General features: G+C 67.3%; 22 protein-coding genes. 8 read left to right on the plus strand and 14 right to left on the minus strand.

Annotation, left to right across the window (positions count from 1 at the left end):
- The first annotated feature begins 104 nt into the window (after positions 1-104).
- Positions 105-998, plus strand: a complete 894-nt coding sequence (locus B7D75_RS16415) for a DNA-3-methyladenine glycosylase family protein (RefSeq protein WP_012076226.1) — start codon at positions 105-107, stop codon at positions 996-998.
- Between the two features lie 13 nt (positions 999-1,011).
- On the opposite strand, the gene B7D75_RS16420 is transcribed toward B7D75_RS16415, so the two are convergent.
- The 6 genes from B7D75_RS16420 to aroC all read right to left on the minus strand — a co-directional run bounded on the left by B7D75_RS16420 (position 1,012) and on the right by aroC (position 5,443).
- Positions 1,012-1,203: a PLDc N-terminal domain-containing protein gene (locus tag B7D75_RS16420; RefSeq protein ID WP_012076227.1), complete on the minus strand. Its 192-nt coding sequence runs from the start codon at positions 1,201-1,203 to the stop codon at positions 1,012-1,014.
- A 48-nt stretch (positions 1,204-1,251) separates the two neighbouring features.
- Entirely contained in the window at positions 1,252-1,929 is a 678-nt protein-coding gene (gene mtnC, locus B7D75_RS16425; RefSeq protein WP_311622681.1) for an acireductone synthase, read from the minus strand.
- A 71-nt stretch (positions 1,930-2,000) separates the two neighbouring features.
- Entirely contained in the window at positions 2,001-2,546 is a 546-nt protein-coding gene (locus B7D75_RS16430) for a 1,2-dihydroxy-3-keto-5-methylthiopentene dioxygenase (RefSeq protein WP_012076229.1), read from the minus strand.
- Positions 2,543-3,160, minus strand: a complete 618-nt coding sequence (locus B7D75_RS16435) for a methylthioribulose 1-phosphate dehydratase (RefSeq protein WP_003151901.1) — start codon at positions 3,158-3,160, stop codon at positions 2,543-2,545. Before B7D75_RS16435 ends, B7D75_RS16430 begins: the two co-directional genes overlap by 4 nt.
- Positions 3,157-4,308: an MFS transporter gene (locus B7D75_RS16440; RefSeq protein WP_034078841.1), complete on the minus strand. Its 1,152-nt coding sequence runs from the start codon at positions 4,306-4,308 to the stop codon at positions 3,157-3,159. The genes B7D75_RS16435 and B7D75_RS16440 overlap by 4 nt, the downstream gene beginning before the upstream one ends.
- Before the next feature lie 43 nt (positions 4,309-4,351).
- Complete coding sequence (gene aroC, locus B7D75_RS16445) at positions 4,352-5,443, minus strand: chorismate synthase (RefSeq protein ID WP_034078839.1); 1,092 nt, start codon at positions 5,441-5,443, stop codon at positions 4,352-4,354.
- Between the two features lie 107 nt (positions 5,444-5,550).
- On the opposite strand from aroC, the gene B7D75_RS16450 reads away from it, so the two are divergent.
- Both B7D75_RS16450 and B7D75_RS16455 read left to right on the plus strand, forming a co-directional pair.
- Entirely contained in the window at positions 5,551-6,534 is a 984-nt protein-coding gene (locus tag B7D75_RS16450; RefSeq protein ID WP_033997276.1) for an alpha/beta hydrolase, read from the plus strand.
- Positions 6,535-6,611: 77 nt separating this feature from the next.
- The gene (locus B7D75_RS16455; RefSeq protein ID WP_034078837.1) at positions 6,612-7,391 is read left to right on the plus strand and encodes a hypothetical protein; all 780 of its coding nucleotides are present in this window, start codon (positions 6,612-6,614) and stop codon (positions 7,389-7,391) included.
- 18 nt (positions 7,392-7,409) lie between these two features.
- Here the strand turns inward: B7D75_RS16455 and prmB are convergent, their stop codons facing one another.
- Positions 7,410-8,324, minus strand: coding sequence for a 50S ribosomal protein L3 N(5)-glutamine methyltransferase (gene prmB, locus B7D75_RS16460; RefSeq protein ID WP_043100861.1), 915 nt, complete (start codon positions 8,322-8,324; stop codon positions 7,410-7,412).
- A 170-nt stretch (positions 8,325-8,494) separates the two neighbouring features.
- Here prmB and B7D75_RS16465 point away from each other — a divergent pair, with 170 nt between their 5' ends.
- The 4 genes from B7D75_RS16465 (at position 8,495) to folE (ending at position 10,805) form a co-directional block, all read left to right on the plus strand.
- Positions 8,495-9,091, plus strand: coding sequence for a cysteine hydrolase family protein (locus B7D75_RS16465; protein WP_058174890.1), 597 nt, complete (start codon positions 8,495-8,497; stop codon positions 9,089-9,091).
- Positions 9,092-9,248: 157 nt separating this feature from the next.
- The gene (locus B7D75_RS16470; protein WP_012076233.1) at positions 9,249-9,569 is read left to right on the plus strand and encodes a hypothetical protein; all 321 of its coding nucleotides are present in this window, start codon (positions 9,249-9,251) and stop codon (positions 9,567-9,569) included.
- A 55-nt stretch (positions 9,570-9,624) separates the two neighbouring features.
- Positions 9,625-10,182 carry a Smr/MutS family protein gene (locus B7D75_RS16475; protein ID WP_033997278.1) on the plus strand — a complete coding sequence of 186 codons (558 nt, stop codon included), beginning with the start codon at positions 9,625-9,627 and terminating at the stop codon, positions 10,180-10,182.
- Between the two features lie 77 nt (positions 10,183-10,259).
- Positions 10,260-10,805 (plus strand): GTP cyclohydrolase I FolE, encoded by a 546-nt coding sequence (folE, locus tag B7D75_RS16480; RefSeq protein WP_034078835.1) that lies wholly within the window; start codon positions 10,260-10,262, stop codon positions 10,803-10,805.
- Positions 10,806-10,869: 64 nt separating this feature from the next.
- On the opposite strand, the gene B7D75_RS16485 is transcribed toward folE, so the two are convergent.
- On the minus strand, positions 10,870-11,331 hold the full coding sequence (locus B7D75_RS16485; RefSeq protein ID WP_003149355.1) for a bacteriohemerythrin: 462 nt from the start codon (positions 11,329-11,331) through the stop codon (positions 10,870-10,872).
- Positions 11,332-11,576: 245 nt separating this feature from the next.
- Here B7D75_RS16485 and B7D75_RS16490 point away from each other — a divergent pair, with 245 nt between their 5' ends.
- A complete protein-coding gene (locus B7D75_RS16490; protein ID WP_033997279.1) occupies positions 11,577-11,957 on the plus strand; it encodes a VOC family protein in 381 nt (126 codons plus the stop codon).
- Between the two features lie 26 nt (positions 11,958-11,983).
- On the opposite strand, the gene B7D75_RS16495 is transcribed toward B7D75_RS16490, so the two are convergent.
- From B7D75_RS16495 to tssJ, 6 genes are read right to left on the minus strand one after another with little or no spacing between them, the layout of a single operon-like run.
- Positions 11,984-12,973 carry a serine/threonine-protein kinase gene (locus B7D75_RS16495; RefSeq protein ID WP_033997280.1) on the minus strand — a complete coding sequence of 330 codons (990 nt, stop codon included), beginning with the start codon at positions 12,971-12,973 and terminating at the stop codon, positions 11,984-11,986.
- A complete protein-coding gene (locus B7D75_RS16500; RefSeq protein ID WP_033997281.1) occupies positions 12,970-13,698 on the minus strand; it encodes a PP2C family protein-serine/threonine phosphatase in 729 nt (242 codons plus the stop codon). Before B7D75_RS16500 ends, B7D75_RS16495 begins: the two co-directional genes overlap by 4 nt.
- Positions 13,698-17,225, minus strand: a complete 3,528-nt coding sequence (gene tssM, locus B7D75_RS16505) for a type VI secretion system membrane subunit TssM (protein WP_107114231.1) — start codon at positions 17,223-17,225, stop codon at positions 13,698-13,700. The genes B7D75_RS16500 and tssM overlap by 1 nt, the downstream gene beginning before the upstream one ends.
- Before the next feature lie 15 nt (positions 17,226-17,240).
- A complete protein-coding gene (gene icmH / locus B7D75_RS16510; protein WP_107114232.1) occupies positions 17,241-18,110 on the minus strand; it encodes a type IVB secretion system protein IcmH/DotU in 870 nt (289 codons plus the stop codon).
- Between the two features lie 2 nt (positions 18,111-18,112).
- Positions 18,113-19,444 (minus strand): type VI secretion system baseplate subunit TssK, encoded by a 1,332-nt coding sequence (gene tssK, locus B7D75_RS16515; protein ID WP_012076237.1) that lies wholly within the window; start codon positions 19,442-19,444, stop codon positions 18,113-18,115.
- Complete coding sequence (tssJ, locus tag B7D75_RS16520) at positions 19,441-19,947, minus strand: type VI secretion system lipoprotein TssJ (RefSeq protein WP_034078930.1); 507 nt, start codon at positions 19,945-19,947, stop codon at positions 19,441-19,443. The genes tssK and tssJ overlap by 4 nt, the downstream gene beginning before the upstream one ends.

A 19,947-nucleotide genomic window follows, 5' to 3' on the forward strand; every position in this document is an offset into this window, starting at 1 on the left:
GCCCGCGCCGCGAAGAAAGGCGCGCATTCTACGCTGGCGGCCATGACAGGTCGAACCCCCGCCGGCGGATGGCGCCGAACGCGGCGGACGGGTATCGTCTGCCCATGAACCAGCCCGACTCTCCCCTCGTCCTGCACCTGCCCTACCAGTCGCCCTGGGAATGGCGCCAGTTCCACCAGCATTTCGCCCTGCGCCTGCTCGCCGGCGTCGAGAACCTGGGCGAGGGACACTATGCCCGCAGTTTCCGCGCCGATGGCCGTGGCGCCTGGTTCGAGGTGCGTCCGCTGGCGGAGCGCCAGGCCCTGGCACTGACCCTGAGCCCGGCTGCCCGCCCGCTGGCCCGCGAACTCGAAGCGCGGGTCCGGCGGATGTTCGACCTGGACAGCGACCCGGAAGCCATCGCCCGGCATTTCGCCGGCGATCCGCTGCTCGGCCCGCTGGTGGCTGCCAACCCCGGGCTGCGCCTGCCGGTGGCCTTCGATCCGTTCGAGCAGGCGGTGCGGGCCATAGTTGGCCAGCAGGTCACGGTGAAGGCCGCGGTGACCATCACCGGGCGCCTGATCCAGCGCCTCGGCGAGCCGCTGGAAAATCCCGGCTACGACGGCATCAGCCACCTGTTCCCGACGCCCGCCGCGCTGGCGCAAGCCAACCTCGACGGCATCGGCATGCCCGGCAAGCGCGTACAGACACTGCAACGCTTCGCCGCGGCGATCGCCTCGGGAGAGCTGTGCCTGGACCTGGCGGACGGCCCCGAGGCGCTGGTCGAACGCCTCTGCGCCCTGCCCGGCATCGGCCCCTGGACTGCCGAGTACATAGCGCTGCGCGCCATGGGCGAAGCCGATGCCTTTCCCGCCGCCGACCTCGGCCTGCTGAAATCCACGGTCTGGGGCCCGGGCGGCATTGACGCGCGCAGCCTCAAGGCCCGCGCCGAGGCCTGGCGGCCCTGGCGCGCCTACGCCGCCATCCACCTGTGGCAGCACTATGCCGCCGGCGGCTAGCCGCCGCGCGTACCTAGAGCTTCACGTTGCCACGCGGGCCGGCGATGGCCCAGATGATCAGGCCGAGCACCGGCAGAATGATGATCACCAGGACCCAGATGATCTTCATCCCGGTTTCCGCAGCGCTTTTCAGGATGTTGACGATGGCCCAGATATCCAGGGCCAGGATGACCAGGCTGATCAGCCCGCTGAGGGTGGAACCCATGGCGCGATGCTCCCGAGCGAGAGTGTTCCCTCAGGATAGCCGGCGCGTTCACTCCACGACGATGTCGGCGAAGCTTGCCACCGTCGGATGCCCGTCCAGGCTGCCGCCTTCGCGGGCCACGCCGAGCGTGCGCAGGCCCGCGTCGCGCGCGGCATCCAGCTCCTGCACCACGTCGGAGAGGAAGAGGATCTGCGCGGCCGGCAGGCCGATGGCCCCGGCGATCCGCGCATAGGAGGCGCTTTCCCGCTTAGGCCCGCTGGTAGTGTCGAAGTAGCCGGAAAACAGCGGGCCCAGGTCGCCGGCCTCGGAACAGCCGAAGATCAGCTTCTGCGCCTGGATCGAACCGGAGGAATAGACGTACAGGTCCAGCCCTCTCGCCTTCCATTCGCGCAACGCCTGCGCCGCGTCCGGGTAGACATGCCCCTTCAACTGGCCGTCGCGGTAGCCCTGGGCCCAGACCATGCCTTGCAGGGTCTTCAGCGGCGTCGCCTTGCGGTCCTCGGCGATCCACTGCAGGAGGATCGCGATCACTCGCTCGACACCGGCGTCCGCCTCACCGCTCGCGGCGCGCACCGCATCCAGCTGCGCGGCCACCTCGGCCTCCCCGGCGTGCTCGCGGACGAAATCCGGCAGGTGCCGGACGGCATAGGGAAACAGCACGTCGAAGACGAAGCTGACCGCGCTGGTGGTGCCTTCGATGTCGGTGAGGATGGCTTTGATGGTCATGCGGACTCCGGATGAAACCGCCCCCGGCAGGACCGGGGGCGCGGATGGTGACGGATGGGGCGGTGCCTCGCTCAGTCTTCCAGCAGGGGGAAGCGGCTGGCGATGTCGTCGCCGGTGAACTGGGCGACCCAGCCCTCGGGGTTGTTGAACAGGCGCACGGCGACGAAATGCGGATGCTCGCCCATGTCGAACCAGTGGCGGGTGCCGGCCGGCACCGAAATCAGGTCGTTGCGCTCGCAGAGCACGGCGTAGACATGCTCCTCGATATGCAGGACGAACAGGCCGCGCCCGGCGACGAAGAAGCGCACTTCGTCTTCGCCATGGCGGTGCTCGTCGAGGAACTTGGCGCGCAGCTCGGCCTTCTGCGGGTGGTCGCTGTCCAGGCTGACCACGTCCACGGTGATGTAGCCGCGCTCGCGCTTGAGCCGCTCGATCTCGTGGGCGTAGGCGGCGATCACCTCTTCCTGGCTGGCACCGGCGGCGATCGGCGCGGCGGCCTCCCAGCGTTCGAAACGGACGCCGACCTCGGCCAGGGTCGAGGCGATGTCCTCGGCATGGGTCAGCAGCTTCAGCGGCTGCTCCGGCTGGCTCTCGTGATAGACGGTAAGGCTGCTCATCGGCTCAGACTCAGTACTTTCAGTTCACACTCGAACAGAAACTCGAAAGCTTCCACCTGACGCAGGGCATCGCTCATGCGTGCGCCCCAAGTGTACAGCCCGTGGCCGCGGATCAAATACCCCGGGCAGTCCGGGTGCGCCTCCAGCCAGGGCTGCACGCGACCGGCCAGGCGGGCGATGTCCTGGTCGTTGTCGAAGATCGGCACCTCGACCTGTCCTTCATGGGTGGTGACTCCGGCGAAGGCCTTCTGCAACTCGTAGTCCTGCAATACCAGGCGGTCGCCGCGGACCAGGCGGGAAAGCACGGTGGCGTTCACCGAATGGGTATGCAGCACCGCGCCGATCGCCGGACTCCAGGCATACAACTGGGTATGCAGGAGGGTTTCGGCGGAAGGTTTCTTGCCCGGCTCCAGGCTGTTGCCGGCCAGGTCGGTGGCCAGCACGTCGTCGAAGCCCAGCTGGCCCTTGTGCCTGCCGGAGACGGTGAGCAGCGCGCGCCCCTCGTCCAGGCGCGCGGAATAGTTGCTGCTGGTGGCCGGCGACCAGCCACGGCCATAGAGGAACCGGCCGGCGTCGATGATCTGCTGGGTCAGTTGTTCACGGTTGTCGTTCATGCCCGCACCTCTTGCAAACGGGTTCTGATGATAGCGGCTGCCAGCAAGGCTGCCAGGCTGGCGATGGCGAAGGTCCAGGCCGCGCCCAGGCTGTTCCAGCTGTAGCCGGAATACAGCGCGCCCAGCGCACCGCCGGTGCCGGCCAGCGCAGCATATAGCGCCTGCCCCTGTCCCTGCTGGCGCGGACCGAAGCTGCGCTGCACGAAATGGATGGCGGCCGCATGAAAACTGCCGAAGGTGGCGGCATGCAGCGTCTGGGCGAAGGCCAGGAGCGCAAGGCTGTCGGCCAGGTTGCCGAGGAGCAGCCAGCGCAGCGCCGCCAGCAGGAAGCTCGCCGCCAGCACCTGGCGCAGGCTGAAACGTTGCAGCAGGCGCGGCATGACCAGGAACAGCAGCACCTCGGCGACCACCCCCAGCGCCCAGAGCAGGCCGATCAGCGCGCGGCTGTAGCCCAGCGCCTCCAGGTGCAGGGTGAGGAAGGTGTAGTACGGCCCGTGGGACAGCTGCATCAGGCACACGCACAGATAGAACGCCAGCACGCCCGGCTGGCGCAACTGGGCGAGGAAACCGCCCTCGCCTTCGCGCGGCTCGCGATGGGCCGGCTGGGCGTTGGGCACCCACCAGCTGCACAGCACGATGCCGAGCATGATCGCCAGCAGCGCGGCCGGGTAGACGTCCAGGCTCAGGCGCTCGAACAGCGCTCCGAGACCGACCACGGTGCAGATGAAACCGATCGAGCCCCACAGGCGGATGCGGCTGTAGCTGGCGCTGCGCTCGCGCAGGTGGGCCAGGGTGATGACCTCGAACTGCGGCAGCACGGCGTGCCAGAAGAACGCGTGCAACGCCATCACCAACGCCAGCCAGGCGTAGCTGTGGCTGACGAAGATCAACGAGAAGCCCAGCGCCGTGCATACCGCGCCGAAGCGCACGATGGCCAGGCGCTGGCCGCTGTGGTCGCCGAGCCAGCCCCACAGGTTGGGCGCGACGCAACGCATCAGCATGGGAATCGCCACCAGCTCGCCGATGCGCGGGCTGGGGAAGCCCAGGTGATGGAAATACAGGGCCAGGAACGGCGCCGTGGCGCCGAGCAGGCCGAAATAGAAGAAATAGAAGCTGGACAGGCGCCAGTAGGGAACCGCGCTGGTCACGATCCGCCGTTCACCCGTCCCGCATCGCTGCCTGCCACAGCCCTCACAGCTGCGGCAGGACCGGCGTGTCGACGCGCACGTCGGCGTTCTGCCCACGCTGGCGCAGCAACTGGTCGAGCAGGACGATGGCCATCATCGCCTCGGCGATCGGCGTGGCGCGGATGCCGACGCACGGGTCGTGACGGCCCTTGGTGATCATGTCCACCGGTTCGCCGGCGGTATCGATCGAACGGCCCGGGGTGGTGATGCTGGAGGTCGGCTTCAGCGCCAGGTGAGCGACGATCGGCTGGCCGGAGGAGATCCCGCCGAGGATGCCGCCGGCATTGTTCGACAGGAAGCCTTGCGGGGTCAGTTCGTCGCGGTGCTCGGTGCCGCGCTGGGCGATGCTGGCGAAGCCGGCGCCGATCTCCACGCCCTTCACCGCGTTGATGCTCATCAGCGCATGCGCCAGCTCGGCGTCCAGGCGGTCGAAGATCGGCTCGCCCAGGCCCGGCGGCACGCCTTCGGCGACCACGGTGATCTTCGCCCCGATCGAGTCCTGGTCGCGACGCAGTTGGTCCATGTAGGCCTCCAGCTCCGGCACCTTGTCCGGGTCGGGGCTGAAGAAGGCGTTCCGCTCGACGCTGTCCCAGGTCTTGAACGGGATCTCGATCGGGCCGAGCTGGCTCATGTAGCCGCGCACCCGGATGCCCAGGCCCGCCAGGTACTTCTTGGCGATGGCGCCGGCGGCCACGCGCATGGCGGTCTCGCGCGCCGAGGAGCGGCCGCCGCCGCGGTAGTCGCGCACACCGTACTTGTGGTGGTAGGTGTAGTCGGCGTGGGCCGGACGGAACAGGTCCTTGATCGCCGAGTAATCCTTGGACTTCTGGTCGGTGTTGCGGATCAGCAGGCCGATCGGCGTGCCCGTGGTCCGGCCCTCGAACACCCCGGAAAGGATCTCCACCTCGTCGGCCTCCTGGCGCTGGGTGGTGTGCCGACTGGTGCCGGGCTTGCGCCGGTCGAGGTCGCGCTGCAGATCCTGGGCGGACAGTTCCAGCCCCGGAGGGCACCCATCGACGATGGCGACCAGCGCCGGGCCGTGGCTTTCGCCAGCGCTGGTGACGGTGAACAGCTTGCCGTAGGTGTTGCCGGACATGCGAGGCTCCGCGGGAAGTCGAGAGGGAAAGGCAAAGGAGTATACCCGCCGGAAACGGGCCTGCGAACCTTCCCCGGCAGGCGCGCTCAAAGCGCTATCATCCGTCCATGAAGACCTCCATGCCGCGCGCCCTCCTCGCCCTGCTCTGCCTGTTCGCCAACCTGGCCCATGCCGCTCCCGGCAGCATCCTCCACCGCCCCTACGACCTGGACACTGGCCACGGCGTGCTGCGCGGCTCGCTGCTGCTGCCCAGGAGCGCCGAGCCGCCGCCGGTGGTCCTGCTGGTCGCCGGCTCCGGGCCGACCGATCGCGACGGCAACAACCCCTTCGGCGGCAACAACCGCTACCTGCTGCGGCTTGCCGAGGCCCTGGCCGAACGCGGGATCGCCAGCGTCCGCTACGACAAGCGCGGGGTCGCCCGCAGCCTGGCGGCGGCGCCGCGCGAGGAGGACCTCAGCGTCGGCGCCTACGTCGACGACGTGGTCGCCTGGAGCCAGCGGCTGGCGCGCGACCCACGCTTCTCCCGGCTGATCCTGGTCGGCCATAGCGAAGGCGCGCTGATCGCCAGCCTGGCGGCGCCACGCACGTCCGCCGATGAACTGATCGCCATCGCCGGCAGTGGCCAGCCGATCGACCAGGTGCTGCGCGAGCAGTTGCGTGGCCGCCTGCCGCCGGCGCAACTGCGCCAGGCCGACTCGGTGCTCGCTTCGCTGAAGGCCGGGCAGATGCGCCGGGACATTCCGCCGGCCTTGTCCAGCCTGCTCCGCCCCAGCGTGCAGCCGTACCTGATCTCGCTGTTCCGCGAGGACCCGGCACGGGCCTTCGCCGCCCTGCGCATCCCGACCCTGATCGTCCAGGGCCGCAACGACATCCAGGTCGGCGTCGCCGATGCCCAGGCGCTCAAGCGGGCCAAGCCCGACTCGCAACTGGTGCTGATCGACGGCATGAACCATATCCTGCGGATCGCCCCGAGCACCGGCCTGCAACAGCTATCCGCCTACAACGACCCGAACCTGCCGCTGGCCCGGCAACTGGTCGAGGCGCTCAGCCGCTTCATCCTGCGCAGTGGCAACGCGGAAAAAGCCGGCTGAGGCGCTACAGAAATCGCCCCTGGCGCCGACAACGTCTGAAAGCCGGCCCGTGAACGCGGCCGGCCAGAGGATGCCCGATGATCGATAGCGACACCCAACCGGCCGCAGAAGAAGCCGAGAAGCAACCACCGCACCCCTGGGCCGACCTGGCGCCGGAGCATTTCCGCCTGCTCCGCCTGGCACCGCTGCCCACCGACCGGAGCACCGGCGCCCGCCCGCTGCGCTTCGTCCAGCTCGGCCGGGTCGAGCGTCACAGCGCCGACCAGAGCCTGCTGCGCCTGAGCATCCAGGTTCCGGGCCTGATGCTGCGCAAGGAACAGAACCTGCTGGAGGTCTGGGCCGACCACCGTAACAAGGAAGTCCGCTTCGGCTCGGACGCGGGGCTCAACCTGGAGCCGTTGAACCGCGGGCTGGGCCGTTTCCTGCTGGCCCAGGCGATCGCCTGGGCGCAGCGGCGCTGGGCCCACTACAAGGTCGAGGGCGGCGCGCTGGCGCTAAAGGATGGCCTGACCGAAGACGCGCGCCTGCGCCGCGACCATTTCATCCGCGCCCAGGGCTTCGACGTCACCTACGAGGACCAGCGGCTGCTCAAGGCCCGCTACAGCGCCGGCCGGATCAGCGAACTGCACAGCGATTGGCACAAGGACAAGGTGCAGCTCGTACCGCTGCTGGACGCCGCGGCGATGCTGGAACAGGCCGAGCAGGCCCTGCAGTCCCAGGAAAACGAGATCCGCCAGCTGGAGCAGCGCATCAACCACTATCGCCGCGACGACACCGGCCTGCGCTTCACCATCGCCTGCCTGACCGCCTTCGCGGTGTTCCAGGCCGGCCTGCTGATCTGGATCGCCACCCACTGAACGGCTGGCGACCTCGCATCACTTCTTCAGGCGCGAACGGAACAACGCCTGGTGTTCGCGGCACTGCGCGGCGGACAGCATGAACACGCCATGCCCACCGTGCTCGAACTCCAGCCAGGTGAAATCCACTTCCGGGTACAGCGACTGCACGTGCACCTCGCTGTTGCCCACCTCGACGATCAGCAGGCCTTTCTCGCCGAGGTGGTCGGCCGCCTCGGCAAGCATCCGCCGCACCAGGTCCAGGCCGTCGTCGCCACAGGCCAGGCCCAGCTCCGGCTCATGGCGGAACTCCGCCGGCATGTCGGCAAAGTCCTCGGCGTCCACATAGGGCGGGTTGGACACGATGAGGTCGAAACGCTGCCCGGGCAGGCCGGCGAAGCCATCGCCCTGGACGGTATAGACGCGCTCGCCGAGGTCGTGGCGCTCGATGTTCATGTTGGCCACCTCCAGCGCGTCGAAGGACAGGTCGGCGAGCACCACTTCCGCCTGTTCGAAGGCGTAGGCGCAGGCGATGCCGATGCAGCCGGAGCCGGTACAGAGGTCGAGGATCCGCGCCGGCTCGGCCGGCAGCCAGGGGGAAAAGCGCTGTTCGATCAGCTCGGCGATCGGCGAGCGCGGCACCAGCACGCGCTCGTCGACACTAAAAGGCAGGCCGCAGAACCAGGCCTCGCCCAGCAGGTAGGCGGCCGGGATGCGTTCCTCGATGCGCCGGCGGAGCACCTCCGCCAGTTCGAGGCGCTCGTCATCCTCCAGGCGGCAATCCAGGTAGCTGTCCGAAATTTCCCAGGGCAGGTGCAAGGACCCGAGAACCAGGTGGCGCGCCTCGTCCCAGGCATTGTCGGTGCCATGGCCGAAGAACAGGCCGGCGGCGTGAAAGCGGCTGACAGCCCAGCGGATGTAGTCGCGCAGGGTGAGCAGACGGGACTCGGACATGACGGAATGGCTCCTCGCAACGCACAAAAGGCCGTCATTCTAGCCGATCGCGCCGCGCCTGGCCTCCATCGCCGGAAGTCCATACCACTTTAGTGCGCCTGCGGCAAAGGTTCACAGTCTCGTCGATAGGGGCCAGAATGAAGGACATGTGCCTTCTCAGGAGTAGTGTCATGCCTCATCCGCTCACCCTTTTGCAGATCAGCGGACGCGGCTACCCGCCAGCCCCCCTTCGGCAGAGCACCCTGCTGATCATCGATGCCCAGGAAGAGTACCGCAGCGGCGCCCTGCGCCTGCCCGGCCTGGAGACCGCGGTCGCGGAGATCGGCGTGCTGGTGCAGGCGGCACGCGCCAGCGGCACGCCCATCGTCCATGTCCGCCACCTGGGCATCCAGGGGGGCCTGTTCGATCCGCAGGGCCCGCGCGGCCAGTTCCTTCCGGAACTGCAACCGGAGGATGGCGAAAAGGTCGTGGAGAAACGCCTGCCCAACGCCTTTTCCGGCACCGAGCTGCACGAGCTGCTGCAGAACCATGGACGCCTCGACCTGATCGTCTGCGGCTTCATGACCCATTCCAGCGTCAGCACCACCGTGCGCGCCGCCAAGGACTATGGCTATCGCTGCACTCTCGCCGACAGCACCTGCGCCACCCGCGACATTCCCGCCCTGAACGGCGAGGTGCTGCGCGCCGACGACCTGCAACGCGCCGAAATCGCCGCGCTCGGCGACAACTTCGCGGCGATCGTCGCCCAGGCCAGGGAACTGGTCTGACCGCCCATCCTGCCGCTCTCCCGCCCGGCCCTGCGGAGGACTAGTCTGCCTGCAGGACCGGGAGACGCGGCGCACGGTTTGCCCGCAGCTCCCGGAAACTCGGGAACCCGGCCGGGAGCTTCCGGTCCTAGCCCCGATGACACATGAGGAAGTCGGGATGAAGTTGTCCGATAGTTTCGATGCGCGCCGCCTGCGCCCGCGCCGACCACGGGTCTGGCGCTGGCGCCTGGCGGCGGCGCTGGCGGCCCTGGTGGCGACCCTCGGCGTGCTGCTGGCGCTGGCCGGCGCCTCGGCGCTGATCGGCCGCCAGCCGGCGGTGGGGATGATGCATATCGAACCCGGTGCCGGCGGCGTACTGCTGGCGCTTGGCCTGCTATCGCTCTGGCTGGGCGTGTTCTTCTGGCGCTTCAGCCGCCGCCGGGGCCGTCGCAACAGTGACCTGAGCCTGTCCCCCAGCCTGATGAAAAAGCGCGACTGAGCGGGCTGCCGGCGGCCGGCCGATCCGGTAGAATGCGCCGCTTCGCGGAGGCCCCATGCAAGACGACGACTTTTCCCTGTTCAAGAGCGAGATGCGCGGCGTCAAGCGCATCTCGGTCGACCGCGCCGACACCGGCAAACCCCGCAACGACCGCCAGCAGCTCAAGCAGCGCCAGCTCAATGCCAGCGTGCGCAACGACGAGATCCGCGTCGACGGCCTGTCCGACCAGTTCGTCATCGACGTCGGCCCCGAGGACGAGCTGTCCTGGGCACGCGATGGTGTCCAGGAAGGCCAGCTGCGCAAGCTCAAGCAGGGCCTGATTCCCTTCGACGGCAGCCTGGACCTGCACGGCATGAGCGTGGAAAAGGCCCGGCAGACCCTCTGGGATTTCCTCGCCGAAGCCACCCGCCTGGAAATCCGCTGCGTGCGCGTGACCCACGGCAAGGCGGCACGCAAGGACGGCCGCAGCCCATTGGTGAAGAGCCACGTCAACACCTGGCTGCGCCAGCACCCGCAGGTGCTCGGATTCACCTCCTGCCTGCCGCGCCACGGCGGCACCGGCTCGGTCTATGTGATGCTGCGCAGGACCATGCTCGAAGGCCGCGACGAATAACCGGCGTCCGCCGAGTCTTGCCAGCGGCCCGGCGACGTCCTACCCTCCGCGCTGGTATTCGTCTGACTGGAACGCCCATGTCCCTGGAACAACACTACTCCTCGATCCTCACCCAGCTCGGCGAGGACGTTAACCGCGAAGGTCTGCTGGACACGCCCAAGCGTGCCGCCAAGGCCATGAAATACCTGTGCCGCGGCTACGAACAGAGCCTGGAAGAAGTCGTCAACGGCGCCCTGTTCAGCTCCGACAACAGCGAGATGGTGCTGGTCAAGGATATCGAGCTGTATTCGCTTTGCGAGCACCACCTGCTGCCCTTCATCGGCAAGGCCCATGTGGCCTACATCCCGAACGGCAAGGTACTCGGCCTGTCGAAGGTCGCGCGGATCGTCGACATGTATGCCCGCCGCCTGCAGATCCAGGAGAACATGAGCCGGCAGATCGCCGAGGCGGTCCAGCAGGTCACCGGCGCCCTCGGTGTCGCCGTGGTGATCCAGGCCCAGCACATGTGCATGATGATGCGCGGCGTGGAAAAGCAGAACTCGTCCATGGTCACCTCGGTGATGCTCGGCGAATTCCGCAACAACGCCGCGACCCGCAGCGAATTCCTCAGCCTGATCCGCTGAAGCTCGCTCCGTCGATGAAAAAACCGGCCCAATCGGCCGGTTTTTTCATTTCCATACCCGGCGCTCAACCGAAGAAGCGCTTCATCGAGCGCGACAGCCAGCCGCCCTCGCTCTTGTCCTTGACCAGTTCTGACATGCTGTGGCGCACCGCGTCGACGTAGCCGGCATCGTCGTTGCGGATGTGATTGAACAACCAGCGCGAGAGCAGGCCCTTGAGTTCGTCGCCAACATCCTCGCCGGCCTGGAAGCGCACGCGGTACTCCGAGACCCGACGAATGAACAGCTCGTGGATCTTCTTGTGCGCCCGGGAGAACTGATAGCCGGCGTCCTCCATCAGGGTTTCCTCGAAGGCGAAGTGCGACAGGGTGTAGTCCACCAGTTCCTCGATCACCTCGGCGATGGCCGCGTGCTCCTTGCCCTGCTGGGCGTCATGCAGGAGATTGATCATCTCGACGATGCGTTTGTGTTGATTGTCGATGACCTGAATACCGGTATTCAGGTCATCCTGCCAGACCAGATGCGCCATGATGACTTCCCCCAAGCGAACAGCGAACGGCCTTTCCGAACGGCCTGGGGCCAGGGTATTTTTGTGACGCAGTATGGGTATTGACGCCGGTCAAGCGGGACAAGATGTTAATGAATTTCGCATGAATTCATTCGCCCCCCTCGCGGCGGCCTGCCCGCTCGATCCACCCGGTTTCGCACGGCTGAACATCGACCATCGTCGCCGGAAAGCGGCGTCACCAGCGGTCCCGACAGGACAGGAAGGAAATGAACCTGATCGCGCACGTGGAAATACCAGTGACCGATTTGGAGAGGGCGATGCGTTTCTACGCCTCGGTGTTCGGAGTGGCGTTCGGCGAGGTAGCCACCCTGCACGGAAGCAGAATGGCGCATTTCCCCTTCGAGGAAGGCCGTGATGGTGCCAGCGGCGCACTCGCCGAGGGCGACGTCTACGTGCCTACGCTACATGGGGCGATCATCTACCTGAATGTCGCGGACCTGGATGCCGTCCTTGCTCGGGCCCTCGGCGAAGGCAGCGAAATCCTCTTCCCGAAGACGCCGCTTGGCGACGGCGTGTTCATCGCCGAGATCAGGGACAGCGAAGGCAACCGTATCGCCCTGCAGAGCGCTTGCGGAGAGCGGCCATAGAGGCCATGCAAACCGAACGCGCCGGCTCAACGGGCGAAAACGCCGGCCAGCCAGGAACGCCGCGCGCCCAGCGCTTCCTGCAATTCGCGGACGCCGATGCAGCGCCGTTCGGGGTCGAGGCTCAGGGCGGTACGCAGCGCCGGCCAACAGCGCCGAGGCAGGTGTCCGGGCGCGCGCAACTGGCGCTCCAGCCCCTGCTCCCGGGCCTGGTTCGAGGGCAGGCGGCGGAACGGATGGCGACCGTCGGCCAGTTCGTAGAGGACGCAGGCCAGCGCATACAGGTCGGCCGCCGGCGACAGCGGTGCGCCCTCGAGCAGTTCGGGAGCGGCGTAGCCCGGAGTCCAGGCGTCGATGCGGCCCCGGCTGAGCTGCGGCAGGCCGTCCAAGATGCCTGCCTGCGCCTGGCCGAGGCCGAAGTCGAAGAGCCGCACGCCCTCCTCGCCGAGCATCACGTTGCTCGGCTTCAGGTCGCCATGCAGCACCCCTTGTTCGTGGACATAGGCCAGAGCATCCAGCAACGGCCGGGCGATCGCGCTCAGCTCGGACCAGGGCAGGCCTTCGGGACGCTCGCAGAGCAGGCGGTCGAGCGGCAGGCCAGACATGAGTTCCATGACGATGTAGGCGCGCTGGCATGCGGTGTCGACGTCGAAAGTGAACAGACGCACGACGCTCGGATGGCGCAAGCGCCGGGTCAGGGCGAACTCGCTATAGAGCAAGGCGCTGGCGTCGGGTGACTCGGCGACCGATTCGTTGAGCAGCTTCAGCGCTACCAGCGGCGCCGGGTCGCCGAACTGCTCATGGAGCAGGTCCCGGGCACGGTATACCGTCCCCATGCCGCCGGCGCCCAGCATCCGCTCCAGACGGTAGCGCCCGGAAAGAACGTCCGGCAGCGGACCGGGCAACACGGCCGGCAGCTCCGGCGCCGAGGCGGCCGGGGCGGCGAAGGCGAAATAGGTCAGGTTTGCGCCGCCCTCCTCCTCCGGCAGCAGCTCCAGCGACGACAGCGGTTCGTTCATTGGCGGATCACCACGGCCGTCAGGTTGTCCCGCGCGGCGCCGCTCAAGGCGCCGTCGAACAGCCGCTCCACCGCCACCTGCGGCGATGCCAGGCTCAACGCGCGGCCCAGTGCATCGGCGCTCAGCTCTTCATAGAGTCCGTCGCTGCAGAGCAGGAAGACGTCACCGGGATGCACCTCCAGTTCCAGCACGTCCAGCACCAGTTGTTCGCTGGCGCCGACGGCACGGGTCAGCGCGCGCGCCGAGGGATAGGCGCGGGCCTGCTCGATATTCATCCGCCGTTCGTCGACCAGTCGCTGCAACAGCGAGTGGTCGCGGGACAGCTGGTACAGCCGCTGGCCGCGCCACAGGTAGCAGCGGCTGTCGCCAACCCACACGCAGGCCGCCCGCGAGCCCTCCACGACCAGCGCCACCACCGTACTACCGATGATCCTGTCACCGCGTTCGGCGCTGAGGGTGAGTTCCTCGCCCAGGCGCCGGTTGAGCCAGTGCAGGCACTGGCGCATCGCGTTCAGGCGCTCGTCGAATCCCGCCCGGGCCGGCAGTTCCGCCAGGCTGGTGACGATCATCCGGCTGGCCAGGTCGCCGGCCTGGTGCCCGCCCATGCCATCGGCGACCGCCCAGAGCCCGCGATCCGGGCAGTCCAGGAAGGCATCCTCGTTGCGCGCGCGGACCTTGCCGCGATCCGTGCGCGCCGCGCTGCGCCAGGGCTCGGTGCGTTGCATCAGAGCTGCACCGGCATGCGGAAGCTGCGCAGGACCGCGAGATCGAACGGATTCGGCGTGCGCTGGGCGAGCAGCAGGTAGTTGGCGCGCAGGCCGCCCAGGTCGGCCTTGAGCACCATCACGTCACGCCCGCTGAGGTACTCGGTCTGCATCAGGTCGAACAGCCTGAACAGCGACCAGGGCCCGGTATTGCGTTCGATTCCCACCGGTCGCCCGGCCATCTTCTCCAGCACCAGGCTGGTGCGGCCGCCGTCGGCGTCGCTGGGCCACTTGAACGACATCGGCACGATCGGGCCGTGGCGGTATTCCATGGATTGACCGTCGAAACGGAACTCGGCGCGGCTGACGCCAGGATCGAGGGTATAGGGCTCCAGGCGGAAGCGCACCTGCGGCTCGCCCGGGTTCTCGGCGAAGAAGCTCTGGCGAATCACCTGGGCCGTGCCCATCTGGTCGAGATAGACCTTGGACATCGGCAGGCTGTAGCCGTCCACGCTGCGCAGGCGGTAGCTGCCCGGGTCACCGCTGACGAAGGGCCGCATGTAGGTTTCGAAGAAACGTTCGGCGACGCCCTGCGCCTTGAAGAACTCGCGAAAATCGCTGACCGCGACATCGCTGGCGCTGTGCGCGTTGAACGGGTAGCGCTTGTTGATCGCCTTGCTGTAGAAACCGTACAGCTCGCTCTGGTAGCGCTGGTTGAGGTACAGGTAGGCATCGCCGAGGACCAGCCGCCAGGCGTCTTCGGCCAGCACGCTGAACCATCCGCCGAGCGGTCGCGGCAGTCGCGCGGAGGCGTTGCGCAGGTTGCTCAGGGCATCGCGCTGGCCGCCCATGCGGTTCTTCGCCATGTCGAAAGCCGCATGCTCCGGCTGGCTGGCGCGCGCCAGTCCGGCGAGTTGCAACTGCAACTCGTTGAGCGCCTGCAACAGCGGGGTGAGGTCGGCCGCCGGGCCGTTGTTATCGTCGAGCAGGCGATGCAGGGGCTCGAAGCGGCGTTGCAGGGACTTCTTCGCGGTATCCGGCAGGTTCTTCGCCAACGCGTCCCTGGCCTTGCCGGCCGCCGCGGCGGCCGCCTTGCCCAGCTTGCCGCCCTTTTCCGCGGCCTTGTCGCTAGCCTCTGCCAACGCCTCGGCGCTCTCCGCCAGGACCGGGAAACGGGTGTTCTCACGGACCTCCAGCAACAACTGGAGAATCGGCGAGTTGGCGGCGAGCAGCCCGGAAATCTGGTCGGCGCCCTCTCCGGCATCGTTGAACGGCAGCAGGCCCAGGCGTCCGACCGCCTCGCTCCAGAAGTTCGCGTAGTCGCGGAAATACAGCTGTTCGAGTTCGACCATCAGGCGCCGCAGGTCCATGTCACTGATCCCGCTGCCCTCGCCCAGGACCCAGTTGTCGCGAAGGATGTCGTTGACCAGGCTGGCGCCCTGGACCACGAAGTACTGCTGGTAGCCCTGCTGGGTATAGAACCCCGGGATCACGTAGTCGGTGCCGACGAACAGACCGGCCTGCGGCCCCAGGTGCTGGCCGAAACGATACTCGGGCAGGCTTCGCGCCTGTTCGCGCAGCACCCGGTAGACCACGTTGGCCAGGGACTCGCTGCGCAGCACCTGGCGCGCCTGGGCCACCAGGGTGTCGTTCAGCGGATAGCTGAACGGTTGCTCGAGCAGACGGGCGAAATGCGTGTTCAGGCCATTCTGCACGGTGCCGTTGCCGGCATAGCGCTGCGACCATTCGGTAGCCACCCAGTCCTTGAGCCATCCGTTCTCGCGGCGCTCGCGCAGATTCAGCATCAGGTAGGCCCGCAGGCTGTTGAGCAGGCGTTCGCGATTCTGCATGTTGCCGCGGATCTGCGCTTCGAGCATCCGCGCCACGCGCGGCAGCAGTTGCGTCTCCAGCTCGCGGCGATAGGCAGCGGCCAGCGGGGGGTTGACCTCGTTGCCCTGGTACAGCCCGGCGCGCTCGTGCAGCGAGACTTCCCCTTTGGGCGGAAACACGGTGGTCGCCGCATAGCTGCTATCCAGCGTCTTCAGCGCCGCCATGGCGTCGTCGCGCTCGCCAAGCGCCTGGCGCTGCTGGGCCCATTGCTGCGCCAGCTCGCGGACCCGCTCCAGGCGCTCGTGGTTGGCCGAGAAACCGCCAGCCCAGAGCAGGCCGAATAGCAGAAGGAGCGCCAGCGAACCGACGTACAGGGCGCGCTGGCCCCAGTGGATGCGCGTGCGTTCGCGGCGATCGAGACCTGCCAGGTTGGCCTCGGGGAAGATCACCTGGCTCAGCAGGTGATGGATGAAGCGCGAGCGCCCGTTGCGCAGGGTCGGCAGCAGGCCGCTGGCGATCCCCAGGTTGGCGCCGATGCCGGCGGTGTCCTCGTCCAGCTGCTGGGCCAGGTGCGGCGCGCTGGTCAGGTAGAAGCCGCGCAGGCGGCTGGCGCGCTGGTATCGATTGCCGGTGAAGGCGAGTTCGACGAACAGGCACAACCGCTCGCCGATCTGGCCAAGCTGGTGCGGAAAGTCGAGGATGCGACCGCGACGCAGGGTATCGCGTTCCTGGTGGATGCGCATGATCACCTGGCTGTTCAGGCGTCGCAGGAGGTCCTCGAACGCCTGGCGCAGGACCGTCACATCGGTGCCGTTCTGCTCCTTGCCGAAGCTGGTGCCCAGGACCTGGTCGCTCTCCTCGCGGCTCAACTGGTCGAAGAACTCGTCGAAGCCGAGCAACTGGTCGGCCTTGCTCAGCACCAGGTAGACCGGCAGATCGAGGTGCAGGGTCTGCTGGATTTCCTGCAGACGCGCGCGCACCTGGCGAGCCAGCGTATCCAGCGCCATTTCGTCGTCGCTGAGCAACGTCTCCACCGGAATCGACACCATCACGCCATTCAGCGGCCGTGCGCGGCGGCGCTTGCGCAACAGGCCGAGCAGGGTCGCCCAGGCGCCCCCGTCGACCTCGCCGTCGGCTTGGGTCAGGTAGCGCCCGGCGGTGTCGATCAGGACGCCGTGGTCGGCGAAGTACCAGTCGCAGTAGCGCGTACCGGCGGTGTCACGGGTCAACTTGCGGTCGATCCGGTTGATCGGGAATTCCAGTCCGGAAAAGTCCAGCAGGCTGGTCTTGCCGCTTCCCTGCGGGCCGATCAGCAGGTACCAGGGCAGCTCGTTGCGCCAGCGCTCGCTGCGGCCGCGGTACAGGCTGGAGGTCTTCAGGGTGCGCAAGGCGTCCTTGAAGCGGCTGCGCAATTCCTTCTGTTCGTCTTCGATCAGACCGTCGCGGCGCAGGCGCTCCTGGCCCTCGTCGCTGTCCTCGACGGCCTTGCGCCGCACTCCGGCGCGCCAGCTGACGAAGACCATCGCCAACCCCCAGACCAGGAACATCAGGCTGATGCTCAGCAACCGCGAGGTCGGGCTTTCCCAGAACTTGTAGTCGGCGACCGCCAGCAGCGGCCCGACGAACCACACCAGCAATGCCGCCAGGAGTACCAGCAACAGCGTCCAGACCCACGTCTTGCGCAGGAAGGCGCCGACTTTCTTGAAGAAGTTTTTCATTTCGCGTCCCTGTGTTTACGAACCGGGCTGTCCTGCCGCCGCATCGAGCGACTGGTATGGCTGCAGCACCGTGTCGCGTTGCTCGCCGAGAACCCAGGCGAATCCCGAATACATCACCACCAGGCAGACCAGGGTGAACAACGCCGCCATCCACCAGGGCACAATCCGCACCAGGCCGCGACGCTGGTCGCTGAGCCCCTGCCAGTGCGGTGACAGTTCGCGCGGCACGTCGCCGCGCAACTGGCGGATCTGCCGGTAGAGCGCATCGGAAATACCGTCCAGGTCGAGCACGCCGCGAGCCATCACCCGGTACTTGCCCTCGAAGCCTAGGGCCAGGCAGAGGTACATCAGCTCCAGCATCGGCAGATGCTTGACCGGGTTCTTCGACAGCCGATCGAGCAACTGGAAGAACTTCTCGCCGCCGAAGGTCTCGTTATGGAAGCTGCTCAGCAGGCTGATCTTCGACCATTCGCTTTCGTTGCCCCATGGGGTGGTCACCACCGCCTCGTCGACCACCGTGCACAGCACGTAGCGCGCCGCCATGACCTGGCTGTTTTCTACGCCATCCTGCACGGCGCGGAATTCGAAGAGCTTCATGGCGGAGGTCAACCGCTCCTTGAGCGCCGCAAGGTTCTCCAGCACGGTGCTGTGCTTGAGTCGGACCACTTCCGAAAGCAGTTCGGAAGCCGCCGCCACCAGCGGGTTCAGGCTGACGTTGAAGGCTTCGCCCGGACGCAGGCGCGCCGCGTAGATCATCCGCTCCTCGAGCTGCTCGAAGCGCGGCGGTTCGGCGAAATCGGTCAGCGGCCCCTGGGCCGGTACCTGTCCCTGGTGATCGAGGAGGACGGTCTTCTCGTCCTCGTGGTATTCCCTTTCCTTGATCATGTTCAGTTCCTGATGGCCCAGAATTTCAGCTCAAGCTCGGAGAACTCGCCGGATACGTGGAACGCGAAACCGCCGGAGCGCTCCAGTTGGGTCATGTCCTCGGCGTTGGGTTCGAGAATGAAATAGGTCTTGCTGGAGTGGAACGGGATCTGCCGCGGCGCCACCGGCAGCGGCTTGACCCGGATCCCCGGCAGGTGCAGGTTGACCAGTTGGCGAATGTGCTCGACCGCGCCCACCTTGAGATGCGCGGGCAGGCGCTGGCGCAGTTCCTCCGACTCGCAATTGGCACTGGCGGCGAGGACGAACGAGGCGCTGCCGAGCAGCTTGTGGTCGTGCAGGGGCGAGACCAGGATGCCGTACTGGCGGGCCTGGAGAGGCAGTTCGATGGCATGCTGCTCGAGCACCATCGACAGGACCTGGCGGATCGCCTCCATCAGCCTGCGGAAGCTGGCGCCCTGGTCGCTGTGCTGGTAACGGCTGTCCAGGCGCGGACGCTTGCTCTCGCTGCCGAAGGTGGCGAGGTCGCCGAGCATGGTCAGCAGCACCCGGTACAACTGCTCCGGATGCACCTGCTCCAATCCCAGGTAGTGGCGCAGCAGCAACTCGGTGCGATTGATCAGTTGCAGCATCATGAAATCGCCGACCTCCGCGCCGCCGACCTTGCCATTGGACCGGATACGCTCGGCGATGGTGTCGCCGCGATGGCCGAGCATGCTGATCACTTCCTTCAGGCAGGACAGCAGGTAGGCGGATGCATGGGCGTGGAGGTGGCTCGGCACGAAGTCAGGGTCGAGGCTGATCACCCCGTCCGGCGTGGTGTCCAGCACCACCGCCACCTTCAGTTTGACGTAGGCCTGGTCGCTCTGCTGCTCGCCGAGCAGCAGGCGAAAATCCGGCCGCGCACAGCTGACCTGCACCATGGAATCCTCGCCGGCGTTGGAGTCCGCCACCTCCAGGTCGTAGGCGGTATAGCGCGCCAGGACCTCGGCCTGCTCCGGCCGGCGCGCCTCGATGTGGTTGCCGGTGACCAGCGGCAGGGCCAGGTAGATCGGCACGTTCGAGGTATTGGGCGGCACGTCGAGAGCGAGCGGCTCGGTGTTGCCGCCGAGTTCGAACAGGCTGCCGTCGGGCAATACGCCGGAGGCCTGGCTGATCACCAGCTTGCCCATGTTGAGGAACTGGCGGTCCAGCTCCAGGGCGAGGAAGCCCCAGCTGTAGCTGCCCAGCAACTGGGTCCGGGCCTTCATCTGGTTGTCGTAGTAGCGGTCGTTGTGTTGCAGGTGCTGCGGGCGCAGCAGCATGCCTTCCTGCCAGACGATCTTGTGCACGTTCATCGCGCGTAACCCGCCTTGCCGAGCAGTTCGCCGGCATTCAGGATGCCCTTCTGGTCCAGCTTCAGCTCTACCCGGGTCAGCTCTTTCGCCGTGACCGGCACCACGTAGCGCCAGCTTGCCTCGCCGAGATCGCGGTAGGCGGCGAGCACGCCCACGTAGCGGCTCCCCTGCTCCACGCTGAGCTTGAGTTCGACCCGCTCGCCGGGACGCAGCTCCAGCTCCTCGCTGGTCACCAGGTCGGGGTCCAGGGTCTCCTTGGGACGTTCGTAGAGGCTGAAGAAGTCGGCGTTCTCGAACGCCACCGGGTGCTTCAGCTCGAACAGCCGCACTACCACCGGCGACGGCCGGCCATTGAGGTCGGGATTGACCCGCTCGCCGGCGCTCAGGGCGAGGTCGAGCTTGGTCAGTTTGGAATACGGCGACAGCGTGGAACAACCGGCCAGCAGCGCCAGGACGGCGAGCATGGCCAGCGCCCTGGCTGGCGGGATCGGGCGACGAGACAT

This window comes from Pseudomonas paraeruginosa, from assembly GCF_003025345.2.
GTDB lineage: Bacteria > Pseudomonadota > Gammaproteobacteria > Pseudomonadales > Pseudomonadaceae > Pseudomonas > Pseudomonas paraeruginosa.

Bases quoted from the DNA above. Each gene is read 5' to 3' on its own strand.
- B7D75_RS16415 (WP_012076226.1), top strand. From the start codon at position 105: ATGAACCAGCCCGACTCTCCCCTCGTCCTGCACCTGCCCTACCAGTCG.
- B7D75_RS16420 (WP_012076227.1), bottom strand. From the start codon at position 1,203: ATGGGTTCCACCCTCAGCGGGCTGATCAGCCTGGTCATCCTGGCCCTG.
- mtnC (WP_311622681.1), bottom strand. From the start codon at position 1,929: ATGACCATCAAAGCCATCCTCACCGACATCGAAGGCACCACCAGCGCG.
- B7D75_RS16430 (WP_012076229.1), bottom strand. From the start codon at position 2,546: ATGAGCAGCCTTACCGTCTATCACGAGAGCCAGCCGGAGCAGCCGCTG.
- B7D75_RS16435 (WP_003151901.1), bottom strand. From the start codon at position 3,160: ATGAACGACAACCGTGAACAACTGACCCAGCAGATCATCGACGCCGGC.
- aroC (WP_034078839.1), bottom strand. From the start codon at position 5,443: ATGTCCGGCAACACCTACGGCAAGCTGTTCACCGTCACCAGCGCTGGC.
- B7D75_RS16450 (WP_033997276.1), top strand. From the start codon at position 5,551: ATGAAGACCTCCATGCCGCGCGCCCTCCTCGCCCTGCTCTGCCTGTTC.
- B7D75_RS16455 (WP_034078837.1), top strand. From the start codon at position 6,612: ATGATCGATAGCGACACCCAACCGGCCGCAGAAGAAGCCGAGAAGCAA.
- prmB (WP_043100861.1), bottom strand. From the start codon at position 8,324: ATGTCCGAGTCCCGTCTGCTCACCCTGCGCGACTACATCCGCTGGGCT.
- B7D75_RS16465 (WP_058174890.1), top strand. From the start codon at position 8,495: ATGCCTCATCCGCTCACCCTTTTGCAGATCAGCGGACGCGGCTACCCG.
- B7D75_RS16470 (WP_012076233.1), top strand. From the start codon at position 9,249: ATGAAGTTGTCCGATAGTTTCGATGCGCGCCGCCTGCGCCCGCGCCGA.
- B7D75_RS16475 (WP_033997278.1), top strand. From the start codon at position 9,625: ATGCAAGACGACGACTTTTCCCTGTTCAAGAGCGAGATGCGCGGCGTC.
- folE (WP_034078835.1), top strand. From the start codon at position 10,260: ATGTCCCTGGAACAACACTACTCCTCGATCCTCACCCAGCTCGGCGAG.
- B7D75_RS16485 (WP_003149355.1), bottom strand. From the start codon at position 11,331: ATGGCGCATCTGGTCTGGCAGGATGACCTGAATACCGGTATTCAGGTC.
- B7D75_RS16490 (WP_033997279.1), top strand. From the start codon at position 11,577: ATGAACCTGATCGCGCACGTGGAAATACCAGTGACCGATTTGGAGAGG.
- B7D75_RS16495 (WP_033997280.1), bottom strand. From the start codon at position 12,973: ATGAACGAACCGCTGTCGTCGCTGGAGCTGCTGCCGGAGGAGGAGGGC.
- B7D75_RS16500 (WP_033997281.1), bottom strand. From the start codon at position 13,698: ATGCAACGCACCGAGCCCTGGCGCAGCGCGGCGCGCACGGATCGCGGC.
- tssM (WP_107114231.1), bottom strand. From the start codon at position 17,225: ATGAAAAACTTCTTCAAGAAAGTCGGCGCCTTCCTGCGCAAGACGTGG.
- icmH (WP_107114232.1), bottom strand. From the start codon at position 18,110: ATGATCAAGGAAAGGGAATACCACGAGGACGAGAAGACCGTCCTCCTC.
- tssK (WP_012076237.1), bottom strand. From the start codon at position 19,444: ATGAACGTGCACAAGATCGTCTGGCAGGAAGGCATGCTGCTGCGCCCG.
- tssJ (WP_034078930.1), bottom strand. From the start codon at position 19,947: ATGTCTCGTCGCCCGATCCCGCCAGCCAGGGCGCTGGCCATGCTCGCC.